The sequence below is a fragment of the Micromonospora inositola genome, assembly GCF_900090285.1.
Classification (GTDB): domain Bacteria; phylum Actinomycetota; class Actinomycetes; order Mycobacteriales; family Micromonosporaceae; genus Micromonospora; species Micromonospora inositola.
This window is the reverse complement of record NZ_LT607754.1, coordinates 47,476-64,795: the sequence shown is the minus strand read 5'-3', so window position 1 is coordinate 64,795 and position 17,320 is coordinate 47,476. Positions and strand designations below refer to the sequence as shown.

Below are 17,320 nucleotides of genomic sequence, written 5' to 3'. Positions count from 1 at the left end.
CCCGCCGGGACGCCCCGGTCAGTCGCGCAGCGGGACGCTCCAGCGCACCTCGGTCCCGTGCGGGATCACCCGGCTGAGCTGGAAGTCGCCGCCGAGGCGTTCCGCCCGCTCGCGGAGGTTGACCAGGCCGCTGCGCGCCACCTCCGGGTCGCAGCCGACGCCGTCGTCGGTGACCGTCACGCTCACCCAGCCGGCGTCGACCGTGACCGCCACCGCCACCCGTTCGGCGTGCGCGTGGCGCACCGCGTTGGAGAGCGCCTCGCGGAGGACGGCGGTGAGTTCGGGGCGCAGCGCGTCCGGGACGGCGCTGTCGATGGGGCCGGTCAGCTCCAGATCGGGCCGGTAACCGAGGGACTCGGCGGCCACCTCGATCGCCTCGCGGATCTCTGTGCGCAGGGCGGCGCTCATCGGGGTGCGCAGCTCGAAGATGGTGCGGCGGATGTCTCGGATGGTGGCATCCAGGTCGTCGACGGCCGCGTTGATCCGCTTGGCCACCTCCGGCCGGGCGTTCATCGGGGCGGCGCTCTGCAGCTGCAGGCCGGTGGCGAAGAGGCGCTGGATCACCACGTCGTGCAGGTCCCGGGCGATCCGCTCGCGGTCCTCCAGGACCACCAGCAGCTCCCGTTCCTCCTGGCCTCTGGCCCGCTCCATGGCCAGCGCCGCCTGGCCCGCGAAGCTGCCCAGCAGCGCGACGTCGTCCTCGGCGGCCCGGCCGCTGTCCGGCCGGTGCGCGATCACCAGCAGGCCGTGCAGGGTGTCCGCCGCGGCTAGGGGAGAGACCACCGCCGGCCCGGCGACCACCGGAGTCGGCCAGGGCGCCGCCTGGGCGAGATTGTCCAGCAGCTCGTGCCGGCGCTCGGTGACCGAGCCGGCGAAGCTGGTCTCCGCGGCGGGCAGCACCCCGCCCACCAGCTCCCCGGCCGGGTCGTCGGCACCGTCGACCACCTCGACCGTGAACTGGTCCTCGTCCTCGTCGTAGAGCAGCACCAGCGCCAGCTCCGCCTCGGCGACCTCGCGGGCGCGGCGGGCCACCAGGGTCAGCGCGTCGGTCCGCCGGACCTCGCCGAGCAGCACCGAGGTGATCTCGGCGGTCGCGGCCAGCCAGCGTTCCCGCCGGTGGGCGAGGGCGTAGAGGCGGGCGTTCTCGATCGCCACGCCGGCCGCGGCGGCCAGCGCCACCACGATCTCCTCGTCGTCCTCGGTGAACTCCGCCGCGCCCTGCTTCTCCGCCAGGTAGAGGTTGCCGAAGACGTGCTCGCGGATGCGGACCGGCACGCCGAGGAAGCTGTGCATCGGCGGGTGGTGCTCCGGGAAGCCGTACGACTTGGGATGCTGGGTGATGTCCGGCATTCGTACCGGGCGGGGTTCGTCGATGAGCAGGCCGAGCACGCCCCGACCGTGCGGCAGGTCGCCGATCTTGGCGTGCAGCTCGTCGCTGATCCCGTGGATGATGAAGTCGTGCAGCAGCCGGTCGGGGCCGATCACGCCGAGCGCGCCGTACTTCGCGCCGACCAGCTCGCACGCCGACCGCACGATCCGCTGCAGGGTGCTGTGCAGGTCGAGGTCGGAGCCGATGCCGACCACCGCGTCGAGCAGGGCGCGCAGCCGCTCCCGGCTGGTCACCACGTCGCCGACCCGGTCAAGCATCTCCTGGAGCAGCTCGTCGAGGCGGACCCGGGACAGCGGGCTCAGGCCCAGCGACGGGGTCAGATGATCCGGCCGGGGGGTCGGTGCGGTGGCCACCGGGCGATGTTATCGCCCGGTGCCGGTGCGGGACGAGGGCCCGTTACGACAGCTGGTCGCGTACCGCCGAGGTGTCGACGGTCTGCGCGGCGTCGAGCCGCGGGGTGTGCGGCGGCCCGGCGTGCGTCGGGTCCGCGATCCCCAGCCGCAGCGCGAGGTACGGGAAGCCGAGTCCGGACAGCAGCTGGCGCAGTACCTGCCGGGTGCCCTCGACCTCGACCACTCCGCTGAGCGGGACCAGCGATACCCCGAGCCGGGTGGCGGTCAGCCAGGCGGCGGAGAGCCCTTCGCCGGCCCGCAGCCAGCTGTCCGGCTCGTCCTCGGTACCCCAGAGGATCCCGTAGGCGGCGGCCCGGTCGTGCCCCGGGCTGACCGGCAGGCTGCCGGGGCGCCCGAAGTCGCGGGCCGGGACGGTGGTCTGCGGCGCCTGCTCGGGCAGCACCTCGGGCGGCAGTCCGGTGCCGGTGCCGGCCCGGCTGGTCCAGTACGCCAGCTCCTCGCGCAGCTGCGGGTCCTCCGCCTCGACCTCGGCGGCGTGCTGCGCCGCGGTGGCCAGCTGGAGCTTCTGGTCGTCGTCGAGCAGTTGCAGGTTCACGCCTTCCTGGGTGGCCGCCCGGTCGATCTCGCCGAGGGCCGCCGTCGGCACCGGCTCCTCGCTGACCGGTCGACGGTCGGTGTGCCGGACCTGCATGCACTGCACCAGGTGCATCGCTTCCGGGTCCGCCCCGGTGTGCCGGAACCCGGTCAACCGGGCCAGCAGGTCCGGCTGGGCGGGGTCGGGGAGCCGCTCCACCACCGGCGTCCAGCCCTCGGCGGCGAGCGCCACCCGGGCGTGGTGCAGCGCGGTGCCGCAGCTGATCGCCAGCAGCCGGCCCTCCGGGTCGGTGGCGGCGAGCTGGCGGTCCCGGGCCATCCGCAGCTCCAGCGAGTCGGGAAGGACGGTCCAGCGCCACGGCTGGGTGTTGTGCACCGAGGGCGCGTGGCTCGCCGTTCCGGCGGCCTCCGCGAGGGCGGTGGTCAGCGGGCGGTCCGTAGCCGGCGTCTCGTGGCTCATCGTCACGACCTTTCCGTTTCTTCCCCTCGTGCCCGACCCTGTCGGGCCGGGGGCGGGGCGGGGTTGCCTCTTCATCCTCGGGCGTCGGGCGACCGGTCGCACGGGTACGCAGGCCCCCGCCACCGGGCCCTTCGACCCGCCGCAAGACCCGCGTCGCCCGTCCCGGCCGGGCCGGTCGTTGAGACGATCCGCCAGGTGGGAGCCGAACCGGGCGAGTGCGTCCCGGTGCAACCGGCGTTCCCTGACGGCGAGGCACCGGCGGCAGTGCGGTCGCTGGTCCGGGTCAGCGTTCGCGGACCACCGCGACCGGGCAGTGCGCGTGGTGGAGCAGCTGCTGGCTCACCGAGCCGAGCAGCATCCCGCGCAGCCCGCCCCGACCGCGGCTGCCCACCACCACGAGCTGCGCCTCGCGGCTCGCGTCGACCAGCAGGGCGGCCGGGTTGCCCGGCGACACCCGCAGGTCGACCTCGACGTCCGGGAAGGTCTCCCGCCACCGGGCCAGCTCGTCCTCGGCCGCCGCCCGTTCGGTGGCGGTCGCCTCCTCCGGGTCGAGGCCCGGCGGCACCCGCCGCTCGCCGGGCGGCTCCCACGCCCGGATCACCCGCACCGGCACGTCCCGCTGCTCCGCCCGCTCGACCGCGAAGCCGAGCGCCAGCAGCGACGACTCCGAGCCGTCCACGCCGACCACCACCGGTCCGGAGGTGGCGGCCTGGCCGTCCCGGACCACCACCACCGGACAGTGCGCGTGGGCGGTGACGGACACCGCGGTGGAGCCGGCCAGCAGGCCGCCGAATCCGCCGTGCCCGCGGCTGCCGAGGACCAGCATCCCGGCCTCGGTGGAGCGTTCATGCAACACCAGGGCGGGCGGGCCGTCGAAGACCTCGCCGTGCACGGCGTGCCCGGGCCGCTCGGCGGCGGCGTCCGCCGCCGCCTTGCGGACCAACTCCTCGACCTGCCGCCGGGCGTGCTCGTCCGGCCAGGCGCCGGGCGCCAGCCCGGGACCGATCCAACCGGCCACCGTCAGCCATTCGAAGACGTACGCCAGGCGGACCGGCCGGCCCGAGCGCCCCGCCTCGTCCAGGGCCCAGTTCAGGGCGACCGTGGCGTCCGCGGAGCCGTCGTAGCCGACCAGTATCTCGTCGCCGCTCACCGGACCGACCTCCGCTCGCCGCTGAGCCCGCTCACTGACCGCTCCGCAGGCCGGGTTCGGTCTCGCGGATCCAGCGCCACTCGGCGACCCGGGGGTCGTCCTCGCCGTACCGCCGGGTGTAGTCGCGGCAGGCCTGCCGGGCGTCGACCATGTCCTGACGAAGGTGGGCGGCGCGCGAGGCGAGCCCGGGCACCCGGTCGATGACGTCGATGACGAGGTGGAAGCGGTCCAGGTCGTTGAGCATCACCATGTCGAACGGCGTGGTGGTGGTGCCCTCCTCCTTGTAGCCGCGCACGTGCAGGTTGTCGTGGTTGGTCCGGCGGTAGGTGAGCCGGTGGATCAGCCACGGATAGCCGTGGTACGCGAAGATGATCTGCCGGTCGCGGGTGAAGATGGTGTCGAACTCGCTGTCCGGCAGGCCGTGCGGGTGCTCCGAGGGCGGCTGGAGGCGCATCAGGTCGACCACGTTGACCACCCGCACCTTCAGCTGGGGCAGGTGCTGGCGGAGCAGGTCGGCCGCGGCGAGGGTCTCCAGTGTCGGCACATCGCCGGCGCAGGCGAGCACCACGTCCGGCTCGGTGCCCTGGTCGGTGCTGGCCCAGTCCCAGATGCCCAGGCCCCGCCTGGCGTGCTGGATGGCCTCGTCCATGCTCAGCCAGTTCGGCGCCGGCTGCTTGCCGGCCACCACGACGTTGATGTAGTGCAGGCTGCGCAGGCAGTGGTCCATGGTGGAGAGCAGGGTGTTGGTGTCCGGCGGGAGGTAGACCCGGACCACCTCGGCCTTCTTGTTGACCACGTGGTCGATGAAGCCCGGGTCCTGGTGCGAGAAGCCGTTGTGGTCCTGCTGCCACACGTGGCTGGAGAGCAGGTAGTTGAGCGAGGCCAGCGGCTGCCGCCACTGGATGCCGCGGGTCACCTTCAGCCACTTGGCGTGCTGGTTGACCATCGAGTCGACGATGTGGATGAACGCCTCGTAGCTGGTGAAGATGCCGTGCCGGCCGGTCAGCAGGTAGCCCTCCAGCCAGCCCTGGCAGAGGTGCTCGGAGAGCACCTCCATCACCCGGCCGTCCGGGGAGAGGTGGTCGTCGCCGGGGATCGTGTTGCCGACGAACGCCCGGTCGGTGACCTCGAAGGCGGCGCCCAGCCGGTTGGAGGCGACCTCGTCGGGGCCGAACAGGCGGAAGTTCTGCGGGTTGGCGGTGATCACGTCGCGGACCCATTGGCCAAGCACGCCGGTGGAGCCGACCATGGGCTCGCCCGGCTGCTTGACGTCGACCGCGTAGGCGCGGAAGTCCGGCAGGTCCAGGTCGCGCAGCACCTGGCCGCCGTTGGTGACCGGGTTGGCGCTCATCCGCCGGTTCCCCCTCGGAGGCAGCGAGGTCAGCTCGGCGACCGGGGCGCCGGTGGCGTCGAAGAGCTCCTCCGGCCGGTAGCTGCGCAGCCAGCGCTCCAGCTCGGCCAGGGCCTCCGGATCCTTCCGCACCCCGTCGATGGGCACCTGGTGGGCGCGGAAGGTCCCCTCGACCTGCTTGCCGTGGACCTCCCGCGGGCCGGTCCAGCCCTTCGGCGTATGGAGGATGATCATCGGCCAGCGGGGGCGCGTGGCATCGCCGCCGGAGCGGGCCCGGCGCTGGATCTCGGTGATCTCGTCGACCGCCCGGTCGAGGGTGGCGGCGAGGCTCTGGTGCACCTCGCTGGCGTCGTCGCCGGAGACGACGTACGGCTGGTAGCCGTAGCCGCGCATCAGACCGAGGAGGTCGTCGGTCGGGATCCGTTCCAGCACCGTCGGGCTGGCGATCTTGTAGCCGTTGAGGTGCAGGATGGGCAGCACCGCGCCGTCGCGGGCCGGGTTGAGGAAGACGTTGGAGAGCCAGCTGCCGGCGAGCGGGCCGGTCTCCGCCTCGCCGTCGCCGATCACGCAGGCGACCAGCAGGTCCGGGTTGTCGAACGCGGCGCCGTACGCGTGGCTGAGCGCGTACCCGAGCTCGCCGCCCTCGTGGATCGAACCCGGCACCTCCGGCGCCACGTGGCTGGGGATGCCGCCGGGGAAGGAGAACTGGCGGAACAGCCGCTGCATGCCCACCTCGTCCCGGCTGACCGAGTGGTACAGCTCGCTGTAGGTGCCCTCCAGCCAGGTGTTGGCCACCACGGCGGGCCCGCCGTGGCCCGGCCCGGTGACGAACATGGCGGACAGGTCCCGGTCGACGATGACCCGGTTGAGGTGCGCGTAGAGCAGGTTGAGGCCCGGGCTGGTGCCCCAGTGGCCGAGCAGTCGCGGCTTGACGTGTTCGGGCTTCAGCGGCTCGCGGAGCAGCGGGTTGTCGAGCAGGTAGATCTGCCCGACGGTCAGGTAGTTCGCCGCTCGCCAGTAGGCGTCAAGCCGGCGCAGCTCGTCTTCGGTCAGTGGGCTGTGCAGGTCGAGAGCGGTGTCCATGCTGCGTTAGCCTCTCGCGGCTCGGGGTCTTGTGCCACCCGAAGGCGGGGATCCGCCCCGGGCCCGTCCAGCTTCGCCCCCGGGCCGGGTGTGCGATCAGGGTCGTTGGTCCCGGGACCGGAGGGCGTCATGTCCCGACCGGCGGCGCGGGCTCCAGTCCACGGACGACGATCACCGGGGCCGGCGCGTGGTAGAGCAGGGTCTGGCTGACCGCGCCGAGCATGCCCCGCCACGGTTCGTCGCCGCGCGCGCCGACCAGCGCCAACTGCGCGGACCGGGACTGTTCGACCAGGACGGTGCCGGGGTCGCCGCGGACGGTGTGGCACTCCGCGGCCACGGACGGGTACCGCTCGGCGTGCCGGGCCACGGTCGCGGCGAGCACGTCGTCTCCGTCGTCCGGCCGGCCGGGCTCGACCACCCGTACGGCGAGCAGTCGGGCCGCGCGGCGCTCGGCGGTGTCGAAGGCGAAATCGAGGGCGGCCTGGGAGCTCGGCGAGCCGTCCACTCCGATCAGCACCGGTCCCTTCGGCGCCGGTTCGGCGCGGCCGACGAGCACCGGGCAGCCGGCCCGGGCGGCGAGTTGCACGGCCGGTGCGTCGGCCGGTACGCAGTCCGGGCAATCGGCCATCCCGCCGTCACCGAGCGCCACCATGAACGCCGATTCCGAGGCGCGGATCAGGGCCTCCACCGGGCGGCCCTCGACGATCTCGCCGCTCACCGGGACCGCCGGCTCGACCTCGCCGACGACCTGGCCGGCCCGTTCGAGCAGGTCCTCCGCCGCGGCGCGTGACTCGGCCACCGACGGCGCCTTCAGCGCAGCGGCCCAGTTGAAGGCGTGCAGCAGGTGCAGCGGGCGGCCGTGGGTGGCGGCCTCGCCGGCGGCCTCCCGAACCACCTGGAGGTCCTCGTCCGACGACCCGACGCCGACCACGACGGCCCCATGGGTGGGTGCGGCCATCCCGCCTCACCTCCCCGGCGCCGGGTAGGGCACGACCACGCTCTCCTCACCCACGGTAGTCGGGGCCGTGCCCACCCGGGGCGGGATCGCTCAGCGCGGGGAAACCCTGTCAATCAGGGTTGACAGAACCAGTGCGTCAACGTAAGTTGACACCATGAGTCAGGCAACGGAACTCGCGGCGGCCGCGGGCAGCACCGACCCGAAGGTCGGGCTCCGCGCCGTGCTCGCCCTGCGCCGGCTGCTCGAACGGCTGGAGGTGGTCCAGGTGGACAACGCCCGTCGACAGGGCTGGTCCTGGCAGGAGATCGCCGACGCGCTCGAGGTCAGCCGGCAGGCGGTCCACAAGAAGCACGCCGGGCGACCGGCGGTCCGAGGCAGCTGGGAGGCGTGATGTTCGAACGGTTCACCGACCGCGCCCGCGACGTCGTCCGTCGCGCGGTGGACGAGGCCCGGGCCGAGGGGCAGCGCCCCGTCGGCACCGAGCACCTGCTGCTCGGCGTCCTCGCCGACGACGGGAACCTGGCCGTGCGCGTCCTCACCGACCTCGGCGTCCCCGCCGACGACCTGCGGGCCGCCGTCGCGCGGCACGTGGCGCACGGTGGCGTCGGGCTCGGCGACGCCGACGCGGCCGCGCTGCGGGAGATCGGCATCGACCTGGCCGCCATCGTGGCCCGGATCGAGGAGTCCTTCGGCCCTGACGCGCTGCGCGAGGCGGTGCCCGCCCCGCGTCGCCGCTGGGGCCGCCGGCGGTACGTCGGTGGCCCGTTCTCCCCGCGGTCGAAGAAGGTGCTGGAGCTGGCGCTGCGGGAGGCGATCCGGCTGCGGCACCATCACATCGGCACCGAGCACATCCTGCTCGGCCTGCTCCGCGAGGGGAACGGGCTGGCCGCGCTCGTCCTCGCCGAGGCCGGCGTCGACCTCGACGACCTGCGTCGGCGGGTGGAGACGGCGCTGCGGACGGCGGCCTGATTCTCGCCTGGGACCGGTTGGACGAGGCTGAGGCGCTGGTCGTCCCCGACGGTCCCGCGACCGCTTTCGACCGTCACCCCGGAGCCCGTACGCACTGCGAGCGGTCCCGGTGACCGATTCTGAAACCTTTCCGCCGTGCGCGCATCATCACCGTGCGCCGAGTCGCCGCCCGACCGGAGTTGCTGCACACTGGCGCCGTGGAGAGCGGACAGCACAAGCCGACTGCAGGTGACACCGGGCCGCGCTCGGCCGTGGTGGTCAACCCGGTCAAGGTGGCCGATCTGGACGAGTTCCGCCGGATCGTGGACGGTGCCCTCACCGCGGCCGGCTGGCCGGCGCCGACCTGGCACGAGACCACGGTCGAGGACCCGGGCCGGGGCCAGACCCAGCAGGCCGTGCAGGCCGGCGCCGAAGTCGTCTTCGCCTGTGGCGGCGACGGCACGGTGATGGCCTGCGTCACCGCGCTGGCCGGCACCGACGTCGCGCTCGCCGTGCTGCCCCAGGGCACCGGCAACCTGCTCGCCGCCAACCTGGGCCTGTCCAACGACCTGGCCGTCGGCCTGGAGGTCGCGGTGGAACGCGGGCGCCGCCGGCTGGACGTCGGTGTCGTCGACGACCAGTGCTTCGCCGTGATGGCCGGGATGGGCTTCGACGCCCAGATGCTCGACTCCACCTCCGAGACCACCAAGGCGCGGATCGGCTGGCCGGCGTACGTCATGGGGGCGGCGAAGCACCTGCGGGACCGGCCGATGCGGGTCTCCATCCGGATCGACGACCGGCCGCCGCTGCGCCGCCGGGCCCGGTCGGTGCTGGTCGCCAACGTCGGCCGCCTCCAGGGCGGGGTACGGCTGCTCACCGACGCCGAGCCGGACGACGGCTGGCTCGACGTCGCGGTGCTCACCCCCCGCACGCTCGGCCACTGGCTGGCGATGGGCTGGGCCCTGGTGCGCCGCCGGGGCAGCGTGCCCCGGATGGAGGTCCTCCGGGGCCGGAAGGTCGAGATCACCAGCAACCGGGTCCAGCCCCGGCAGCTCGACGGGGACCTGATCGAGCCGGGCCGGTCGCTCAAGGCCGAGATCAAGCCGGAGTCGCTCTGGCTCTGCGTGCCGCGGCCCGCGCAGCACCCCGACCTGTCGGTGGACGCCGAGGCGGCGGCCGAGCGCGGTGAGCGGCTGGTCGAGGAGGCCCGACGTGAGTAGCACCCGGATCGTGCCGGAGACCCGGCTGATGGCGCAGGAGGAGCTGTCGGCCGACGACGCCTGGCACACCCTGCGCCGCCAAGGCGGCTGGTGCCTGCTGCGGGACGCCTTCATCCGGTTCCGCTACGGCGACGGCTTCAGCCACTCCCGGGCGTTCGCGCTCCAGCTCTGCCTGGCCGTGGTGCCCTTCCTGATCGCGCTCACCGGCCTGATCACCGACCTGGGCGCCGACAGGGGCGGCAAGCTGGTCGCCGACACCGTGCTCGCGCTCACCCCCGGGCAGAGCGAGTCGGTCGTGCAGGAGCTGCTCGGCGACGGCGAGCGCACCGAACGCGCCGGTGAGCTGGCGCTGACCCTCGGTCTGCTGACCGGCCTGGTCGCGCTCACCACGACCATGGCCCAGATCGAGCGGGGCGCCAACCGGATCTACGGCGTCGAGCGGGACCGCCCGGCGCTCGCCAAGTACGTCCGCGCCGCGATCCTCGCGGTGACGGCCGGTGTGCCGGCGCTGACCGGCTTCCTGATCCTGGTCGGCGGCCGGGCGATGGGCGACTCGGTGCAGCGGCACTACGACTGGGGCGCCTTCGCCAACGCCGCCTGGGACGTGGCCCGCTGGCCGTTGAGCCTGGGGCTGACCGTGGTCGCCGTGGCGGTGCTCTTCCGCCACGCGCCCCGGCGCAACCAGCCCGCCCTGTCCTGGCTTCTCTTCGGCGCCGGCATCGCCACCGTGCTGTGGTGGCTGGCCAGCCTGCTGCTGGCCGCGTACGTCAAGCTCAGCGGCGGCTTCGGGCAGACCTACGGCGCGCTGACCGGGATGATGGCCCTGCTGCTCTGGGCCAACCTCACCGGGATCGCGCTCTTCGGCGGGCTGGCCTTCGCCGCCCAGCTCGAGGCGATGCGGATCGGCGTGGCCGAGCCGGCGCAGCCGGATCTGTGGGAGCCGGAGGCCGAGCGCGAGGAGGTCCTCGACACCGGCGAGATGACCGCGCTCTGACCCGACGCGCCGCCGGCCGCGTGTACGCGGAGCGTGAATCGGGTACTGCGCGCCTCGCAGAAGACAAGGGAGGTGCGGGGTGACCGCGGTCAAGGAGACGGCGCGACGGCCGCTGGGCCATTTCGCGGAGCGGAGCATCGCGGGCCTGCTGGGCGTCCTCGGCGCCGGCGCCGGGTTCGGCGTGCTGCTGATGCTCGTCCGGTTCAAGTGGGGGCCCCTGTACCACGCCGACCACGAGGCGGCCGAGTGGTTCAACGGCCTTGTGGCCCCGCACCACGCCCTGGTCACCGTGCTCCAGGCGGTCACCGACCTGGGTGGCCGGCCGGTGCTGATCTGGCTGGTCACCATCGCGGTGGTCGGCCTGCTGATCCGCCGGCAGTCCCGGCTGGCCGTCTACCTGATCATCACCGGGGTCGGCGGGCTGATCCTCGACCCGTCGCTGAAGGCGCTGGTCGGCCGGCTCCGGCCGGTGGTCGACGTGCCGATCACCCACGCCCCGGGCAACAGCTTCCCCAGCGGCCACGCGCTCGGCTCCTTCGTCGCGTACGGGGCGCTGCTGCTGGTCTTCCTGCCGGCCATGTCGCCCCGCTGGCGCAAGCCCGCCATCGCGATCGTGGCGGTGCTGGTGGCGCTGATCGGGCTGACCCGGATCGCGCTGGGTGTGCACTTCGTCTCCGACGTGATCGGCGGCTGGCTGCTCGGCGCGGTGTGGCTCGGCGTCACCGCGTACGCCTTCCGGCTGTGGCGCCGCGAGCGCGGCCGGCCGGTGCCCCCGATCACCGAGGGCCTGGAGCCGGAGGCGGGCGAGGAGATCACCCCCGCCCCGGCCGAGGAGCACGTGTTGGAGCATCCCCGGTCCGCCATCGCGGAACTGGTGGTCGGCTGGGTGATCGTGTTCGGCGCCCTGTACGCATTCGGGATGTTCGTCGGCTACCACGCCAAGGGGACCTTCTTCGAGACCCTGGACACCGCGGTGCCGCAGTGGTTCGCCGAGCGGCGCACCGACTCGCTGACCGGGTTGAGCTGGTGGTGGAGCAAGTTCGGCGACACCCACGCGATCCTGGTGGTGTCGCTGGTCTTCTGTCCCATCGTCCTGGCGATCTGGAAGCGCTGGCGACCGGTGCTCTTCGTGGTGCTGGCGATGTTCGGCGAGCTGAGCCTCTTCCTCGCCTCGGCCCGGGTGGTGCAGCGACCGCGCCCGCCGGTGGAGAACCTGGACGGCCACATGCCCACCTCGTCCTTCCCGTCCGGGCACATCGCCGCGACGATCTGCCTGTGGAGCGCGATCGCGATCATCGTGTTCGCCCGTACCGACCGCTGGTGGCGCTGGCTCTTCGTGGCGATGGCCGTGATCATGCCGGTCGGGGTGGCCACCTCCCGGATGTACCGGGGCATGCACCACCCGACGGACTTCATGGGCGCCATTCTGCTCAGCGCGCTCTGGATCGGCCTGCTCTACTGGGTGGTACGGCCCAACGCCGACGTGCACCGGGGCAACCAGCCGGCCATCGGGTCCGAGCAGGTGCGCGAGCTGGACGACGAGCTGGCCAAGGCCAGCCGGGAGGACTGACCGGCGCCGATGCTGCGGGTGATGACCTGGAACATCCGGACCGGCGGCCGGGACCGCGACGGGAACGACCGGCTGGACCGGATCGTGGCGGTCGTCACCGCGCAGCGGCCCGACGTGCTGGCCCTTCAGGAGCTGCGCGGCTTCGACCGGGGCGGACTGCTGGCCGACGTGGCGGGCCGGGTGGGCATGACGCCGCAGCTGGCCCGCTCGTGTCTCGGGCAGCCGGTCGCGGTGCTGGTCCGCCCGCCGCTGCGGGTGCTCGCGTCGGGCCGGGTCCGTCGGCCGTTCCACCACGCCGCCGCCACGGCCGTGGTCGCCACCTCGGCCGGACCGTTGACCGTGGTCAGCACGCACCTCGACCCGTACTCCGGTGGCCGGCGGCGGATGGAGGCCGACTGGCTGGCGGCGGCAGTGCGGCGCGCCGGCGGTCCGCTGGCCCTGCTCGCCGGCGACCTGAACACCCTCGACCCGACCGTCGACCACACCGAGCGGCTGGCCGGCCTGCCCGACCTCTACCGCCGTCGGCATCTGCGCCGCGACGGCCGTACCGTCGACACCCGCGCGGTGTCCCGGCTGCTCGCGGCCGGCCTGGTCGACCTCTGGCCGCACGCCGGCGGCGCGGAGCCGGACGGGCTGACCGTGCCGACCCGGCACGGCGGAGCCGAGTTCGCCGCGATGCGCCTGGACTATCTGCTCGCCACCCCGGCGGTGGCCGCGCTGACCCGCCAGGTCCGGGTGATCCGCGACGGGGAGGCCGACCGGGCCTCCGACCACTACCCGGTGGTCGCCGACCTGGAGCTGGCGACGGGCTGAGCGGGGCGGCGGCCGTTGCCCCGACTGACTACCGTGACGCCGTGACCGGCACGCCGACCCTGCGACCGTCGACCCGGCCCGGCGGCCGGACCCTCCCGCCGGGGGCGCGGCCGGCCCCGCGCCCCCGCGCGAGCCGTCGGGGTACGCCGTGGCTCCGGCCGTCGGCCGCGGGCCGGGGGACCACCGGACGTCCGGTCCCGACGCCGCAGGTCACCCGCGGCGCGACGGCGCCCAGGCAGAGGAGCCGCCGCCGCTGGTCGCGGCCGTCGCGCGCGGCATCGCCCTGGTCGTGGTGCTTCCAGTACGCCTGCTGTGGGAGCTGGCCGCGGCCACCGGCCGGGCGCTGGACCGGCACCTGCTCACCCCCGCCGGCCGGTTCCTGCTCCGGTGGCTGCTGCTTCCGCTCGCGTGGGTGGCCCGCACGCTGATCTGGGGCCCGCTGCGCTGGGCGGCCCGGACCCTGGTCTGGCGGCCGCTCGTCTGGCTGGCGGGGGCCGTCGCCTGGGTCGCGCGGACGGTGGTCTGGGCGCCGCTGGCGTGGGTCGCGGTGCGGCTGCTCTGGCGGCCCCTCGTCTGGGCGGCCCGCACCCTGGTGTGGGTGCCGCTGGTCTGGCTCGGCCGGGCTCTGGGCTGGGCGGCGGTGCACCTGGTGTGGCGTCCGCTGAGCTGGGTGGCCCGGACCCTGGTCTGGACACCGCTGGCCTGGCTGGTCGGGCACCTGGTCGTCCGGCCGCTGCGCTGGCTGGGTCGGGTGCTCGCCCCGGCCGGGCGTGCCCTGCTGCACGGACTGGCCCTCGTCGCCCGCGTGCTGGCCGCCGGGTTCGCGGCGCTCGGTCGGGCGATGGCCGTCGGGCTGGCCGCGGTCGGCCGGGTGCTGGTCGCGTCGGCCCAGGCCGCCGGCCGGGTGCTGGTCGACGCGGTGGTCGGCGCCTGGCGGCTCGCCGGTCGGCTGCTCGGCTTCCTCTACCGCGTGCTGCTGCGCCCGCTGGGGTTGGCCCTGCGCTGGCTCTGGGGGCACACCGCCGTACCGCTGGGGCGGGCGCTGCGGGCGGCCTGGCGGGCGACGGTCGTGCCGGCGGCGCGTGGCGGCCGCGCGGCCTGGCGGGCGACCGTCGGTCCGACCCGGCGCTGGGTCCGCCGCGCCGTGCTCGACCCGGTCCGGCTCACCTCCCGCGAGGTGCTGACCGCCCTCGGCCTGCGCCGCTGAGGTTTTCCTGCCAGTCGACGCGCCGCCCGACCCGGAGGCGTCACTTCACCAGGTCCGCGGCCACGATCGCGACGAAGATCAGCGTGACCAGCTCGCTGATCACCCAGGAGTGCGCGTTCGCCCAGTCGCGCACCTTCGGCAGGGCCGCCGTCGCCCGACGGCCGAGGAGCAGCAGCGCCAGCAGCGGCAGGGCCAGCAGGAGCAGGGTCAGGACCAGAAAGGGGAGCAGGTGCCACCAGGGCCGGTCGTGTCCGGCCAGGCTGCCCGCGACGGAGGCCATGATGACCTCGTTGCTGGGCGTCGCGGTGAGGAGCAGGAGACCCAGCCCGAACGCGAACCGCGGCCCGGGGTCCTCCAGCTTCGTCATCCAGGCCGGTGTCTGGTTGCGCTTCCGATGGAGGAAGACGATGACCATCAGCGCCAGCAGCAGCGCCAGGACGATCCAGTCGACGAGGCGCCGGCCGCGGCCTTCCTGGTCGCCGCCGGCGGTGTGCTTCACTGCACGGAAGACGACGTACCAGACGGTCAGTGCGACGAGCATGCCCAGCGCCGCCCCCGACAGGTACGCCACCGAACCGCGGCGCGGATCCCGGCTGGCGGCCAGGAACACGGCGCTGACCAGCTGGGGTCCGGCGATCATGACCAGCGCCAACGGCAGGACGGTCAGCAGGTTCATCCGGCTCGCCTCCTCGCCCCATTCTCCGGTCGCGACGGGGACGGGCCGGCGGATTCCGCCTGGTTCAGAGCAGCAGGTTGAGCAGGACGGTCAGCACGATCGAGGCGACCACCGAGAAGAGGATCATCAACAGGCAGCCGAGGCCGCCGCCCAGGGGCCGGATCTCCGTGTTGCCGATGCGCATGGGCTCACCCTCTCAGCGGGGGCGCCAGCAGGGCACGGATCGCGTCGCTCACAGCTCGCGCAGTCGCGGCAGCAGCTGCTCCTGCGCCCAGTCCAGGAACATCGGCTGGGTGTCGCCGCCCACCTGCACGATCGCCACGTGGGTGAAGCCGGCGTCGACGAACTTCTTGAACGCCTCGACGTGCTTGTCGACGTCCGGGCCGCAGGAGATGCCCTCGGCGACGTCCTCCTCGCGGACGAACTGGGTGGCGGCGGTGAACGACTCGGGGCCGGGCAGGTCGGCGTTGACCTTCCAGCCCATGCCGAACCAGCGGAACTGGTCGTGCACGAGCTTGCGGCATTCGGCCTCGTCGGGGCCGTAGCAGATCGCCACCTGGCCGTAGCGGGGCTGGCCGGCGCCGCCCGCGTCGTCGTACATCTGGATGATGTGCGGGTCGGGCTCGGTGGCGACGAGGCCGTTGCCGTACTCGGCGGCGAGGGTGGCGGACTGCCGGCCGGAGGCGGCGACGGCCATCGGCACCGGGCGGTCCGGCCGGTCCCAGACGTACGCGTCGGGGACGTCGAAGTGGTTGCCGGAGAAGGTCAGCGTCTCGCCGTTGAGCAGCGGCCGGATGATCTGCAGGGCCTCCTCGAACATCTCGTGCCGCTGCTGCACGTGCGGCCAGCCGCCGACCACGTGTTCGTTGAGGTTCTCCCCGGCGCCGAGGCCGAGGGTGAACCGGCCGTCCGAGAGCACGCCGATGGTGCCGGCCTTCTGCGCGACCACGGCCGGGTGGTAGCGGCGGATCGGGCAGGTCACGAAGGACATCAGCTCGGCCCGGTTGGTGGCGTGGGCGACGGCCCCGAGCACCGACCAGGCGTACGGGGAGTGGCCCTGGGAGTCCAGCCACGGGTAGTAGTGGTCGGACATCACGAGCTGGTCGAAGCCGGCCGCCTCGGCCCGTACCGCGTAGTCGACCAGCTGCTTCGGGCCGGTCTGCTCGCACATCAGGGTGTAGCCGACCTTGACCATCGTGGTTCTCCTTCCGGGCGGATCGTCACCGGATACCCCGCCGGCGGGCGGTCAACCCTGGTGTCCGCTTCCCGGCCGGAGTCCTGGAACGCCATCCGACGGGCCGGGTCAGAACGGAGCGTCGGGGGTCGCCAGCCGGGCGGCGCGCATCGTCAGGTAGCGCTGCTCGGGCAGGCTGGTCGTGCCGCCGGCCGCGGCCCGGTAGTGCGCGACCGCGCGCTCCCGGTCCCCGGCCATCTCGTACAGGTGCGCCCGGGCCGCGTCGAGGCGGTGGTGCCCGGCCAACCGGGGGTCGGCGTCCAGCGCGGCGAGGGCGCCCAGCCCGGCGGCCGGGCCGTGCACCATCGCGGTCGCGACCGCCCGGTTGAGCGAGACCACCGGGTTGCCGGAGAGCCGTTCCAGGACCTGGTAGAGGGCGAGGATCTGCGGCCAGTCGGTCGCTGCGGCGGTGGGCGCCTCGTCGTGCAGCGCGGCGATGGCGGCCTGAAGCTGGTACGGCCCGACCGGTCCGCGTGCCATCGCCCGGGTGACCAGCGTGGTCCCCTCGGCGATCGCCTCGGCGTCCCACCGGCCGCGGTCCTGGTCGGCCAGGGAGATCAGCTCACCCGACGGGCCGGTCCGGGCGGCGGCGCGGGCGTCGGTGAGCAGCATCAGGGCGAGCAGTCCGCCCACCTCGCTGTCGTCGGGCAGCAGCGCGTGCGTGGCCCGGGTCAGCCGGATCGCCTCCTCGGACAGGTCCACCCGGCGCAGGTCCGCGCCGAGGCTGGCGGTGTGTCCCTCCGTGAAGATCAGGTAGAGCACGTGCAGCACCGCCGCGAGCCGGTCCTGTCGCTCCTGCTCGTCCGGCATCCGGAACGGCAGCCCGGAGGCGCGGATGCGCTGCTTGGCACGGCTGATGCGCTGCGCCATGGTGGCCTCGGGCACGAGGAAGGCGCGGGCGATCTCGGCGGTGCTGAGCCCGCCCACCGCCCGCAGGGTCAGCGCGATCGCCGACGCCGTCGAGAGCGTCGGATGGCAGCAGAGGAAGAGCAGGACGAGGGTGTCGTCCCGGTCCGCGGTCAGCGGCTCGTCCGCCGCCGGCGCGGTCCGCCGGTCGTCGCCCGCCCGCCGGGCGGCGCGGTCCTCCCGGTCCCGGCGGGCCGCCTCGGCGCGGACCAGCTCGATCATGCGGCGGTAGCCGACCTGGACGAGCCAGCCGCGCGGATTGTCCGGCAGCCCGTCGACGGGCCACTGCGTCGCCGCGGCGAGCAGCGCCTCCTGCACCGCGTCCTCGGCGGTGGCGAAGTCACCGAAGCGGCGGGCGAGCACGCCGAGGACCTGCGGCGCCAGCTCGCGCAGCAGGTCCTCGACGATTCGTT

The 17,320-nt window shown here is 74.0% G+C and carries 15 protein-coding genes; 7 read left to right on the top strand and 8 right to left on the bottom strand.

Features of this window, described 5'->3' with window-relative positions:
• Positions 1–18: 18 nt before the first annotated feature.
• From GA0070613_RS00285 to GA0070613_RS00265, 5 genes are all read right to left on the bottom strand, one after another.
• A complete protein-coding gene (locus GA0070613_RS00285) occupies positions 19–1,692 on the bottom strand; it encodes a GAF domain-containing sensor histidine kinase (protein WP_172875941.1) in 1,674 nt (557 codons plus the stop codon).
• Positions 1,693–1,786: 94 nt separating this feature from the next.
• Positions 1,787–2,797 carry an Acg family FMN-binding oxidoreductase gene (locus GA0070613_RS00280; protein WP_089010422.1) on the bottom strand — a complete coding sequence of 337 codons (1,011 nt, stop codon included), beginning with the start codon at positions 2,795–2,797 and terminating at the stop codon, positions 1,787–1,789.
• 283 nt (positions 2,798–3,080) lie between these two features.
• On the bottom strand, positions 3,081–3,947 hold the full coding sequence (locus GA0070613_RS00275; RefSeq protein WP_089010421.1) for a universal stress protein: 867 nt from the start codon (positions 3,945–3,947) through the stop codon (positions 3,081–3,083).
• A gap of 31 nt (positions 3,948–3,978) precedes the next feature.
• Positions 3,979–6,381 (bottom strand): phosphoketolase family protein, encoded by a 2,403-nt coding sequence (locus GA0070613_RS00270; RefSeq protein WP_089010420.1) that lies wholly within the window; start codon positions 6,379–6,381, stop codon positions 3,979–3,981.
• A gap of 127 nt (positions 6,382–6,508) precedes the next feature.
• The gene (locus tag GA0070613_RS00265; RefSeq protein ID WP_089010419.1) at positions 6,509–7,339 is read right to left on the bottom strand and encodes a universal stress protein; all 831 of its coding nucleotides are present in this window, start codon (positions 7,337–7,339) and stop codon (positions 6,509–6,511) included.
• 154 nt (positions 7,340–7,493) lie between these two features.
• Between GA0070613_RS00265 and GA0070613_RS00260 the strand changes: the two genes are divergently transcribed.
• The 7 genes from GA0070613_RS00260 (at position 7,494) to GA0070613_RS00230 (ending at position 14,091) form a co-directional block, all read left to right on the top strand.
• Positions 7,494–7,730: an HTH domain-containing protein gene (locus GA0070613_RS00260; RefSeq protein ID WP_089010418.1), complete on the top strand. Its 237-nt coding sequence runs from the start codon at positions 7,494–7,496 to the stop codon at positions 7,728–7,730.
• Positions 7,730–8,308: a Clp protease N-terminal domain-containing protein gene (locus GA0070613_RS00255; protein WP_089010417.1), complete on the top strand. Its 579-nt coding sequence runs from the start codon at positions 7,730–7,732 to the stop codon at positions 8,306–8,308. Before GA0070613_RS00260 ends, GA0070613_RS00255 begins: the two co-directional genes overlap by 1 nt.
• Before the next feature lie 197 nt (positions 8,309–8,505).
• On the top strand, positions 8,506–9,507 hold the full coding sequence (locus GA0070613_RS00250) for a diacylglycerol/lipid kinase family protein (RefSeq protein ID WP_089015648.1): 1,002 nt from the start codon (positions 8,506–8,508) through the stop codon (positions 9,505–9,507).
• Positions 9,500–10,501, top strand: a complete 1,002-nt coding sequence (locus GA0070613_RS00245; protein WP_089010416.1) for a YihY/virulence factor BrkB family protein — start codon at positions 9,500–9,502, stop codon at positions 10,499–10,501. The genes GA0070613_RS00250 and GA0070613_RS00245 overlap by 8 nt, the downstream gene beginning before the upstream one ends.
• A gap of 79 nt (positions 10,502–10,580) precedes the next feature.
• Positions 10,581–12,071 (top strand): phosphatase PAP2 family protein, encoded by a 1,491-nt coding sequence (locus tag GA0070613_RS00240; RefSeq protein WP_089010415.1) that lies wholly within the window; start codon positions 10,581–10,583, stop codon positions 12,069–12,071.
• Between the two features lie 9 nt (positions 12,072–12,080).
• Entirely contained in the window at positions 12,081–12,884 is an 804-nt protein-coding gene (locus GA0070613_RS00235; RefSeq protein WP_089010414.1) for an endonuclease/exonuclease/phosphatase family protein, read from the top strand.
• 148 nt (positions 12,885–13,032) lie between these two features.
• Positions 13,033–14,091, top strand: coding sequence for a hypothetical protein (locus GA0070613_RS00230; protein ID WP_089010413.1), 1,059 nt, complete (start codon positions 13,033–13,035; stop codon positions 14,089–14,091).
• A gap of 40 nt (positions 14,092–14,131) precedes the next feature.
• Here the strand turns inward: GA0070613_RS00230 and GA0070613_RS00225 are convergent, their stop codons facing one another.
• From GA0070613_RS00225 to GA0070613_RS00215, 3 genes are all read right to left on the bottom strand, one after another.
• A complete protein-coding gene (locus GA0070613_RS00225) occupies positions 14,132–14,767 on the bottom strand; it encodes a GAP family protein (protein ID WP_089010412.1) in 636 nt (211 codons plus the stop codon).
• Between the two features lie 232 nt (positions 14,768–14,999).
• Positions 15,000–15,962 (bottom strand): TIGR03557 family F420-dependent LLM class oxidoreductase, encoded by a 963-nt coding sequence (locus GA0070613_RS00220; protein ID WP_089010411.1) that lies wholly within the window; start codon positions 15,960–15,962, stop codon positions 15,000–15,002.
• Positions 15,963–16,070: 108 nt separating this feature from the next.
• Positions 16,071–17,315 (bottom strand): RNA polymerase sigma factor, encoded by a 1,245-nt coding sequence (locus tag GA0070613_RS00215; RefSeq protein WP_197699084.1) that lies wholly within the window; start codon positions 17,313–17,315, stop codon positions 16,071–16,073.
• Positions 17,316–17,320: the final 5 nt, after the last annotated feature.

Coding starts and splice junctions, on each gene's coding strand:
- GA0070613_RS00280 (WP_089010422.1), bottom strand. CDS start 2,797: ATGAGCCACGAGACGCCGGCTACGGACCGCCCGCTGACCACCGCCCTC.
- GA0070613_RS00270 (WP_089010420.1), bottom strand. CDS start 6,381: ATGGACACCGCTCTCGACCTGCACAGCCCACTGACCGAAGACGAGCTG.
- GA0070613_RS00265 (WP_089010419.1), bottom strand. CDS start 7,339: ATGGCCGCACCCACCCATGGGGCCGTCGTGGTCGGCGTCGGGTCGTCG.
- GA0070613_RS00260 (WP_089010418.1), top strand. CDS start 7,494: ATGAGTCAGGCAACGGAACTCGCGGCGGCCGCGGGCAGCACCGACCCG.
- GA0070613_RS00255 (WP_089010417.1), top strand. CDS start 7,730: ATGTTCGAACGGTTCACCGACCGCGCCCGCGACGTCGTCCGTCGCGCG.
- GA0070613_RS00235 (WP_089010414.1), top strand. CDS start 12,081: ATGCTGCGGGTGATGACCTGGAACATCCGGACCGGCGGCCGGGACCGC.
- GA0070613_RS00225 (WP_089010412.1), bottom strand. CDS start 14,767: ATGAACCTGCTGACCGTCCTGCCGTTGGCGCTGGTCATGATCGCCGGA.
- GA0070613_RS00220 (WP_089010411.1), bottom strand. CDS start 15,962: ATGGTCAAGGTCGGCTACACCCTGATGTGCGAGCAGACCGGCCCGAAG.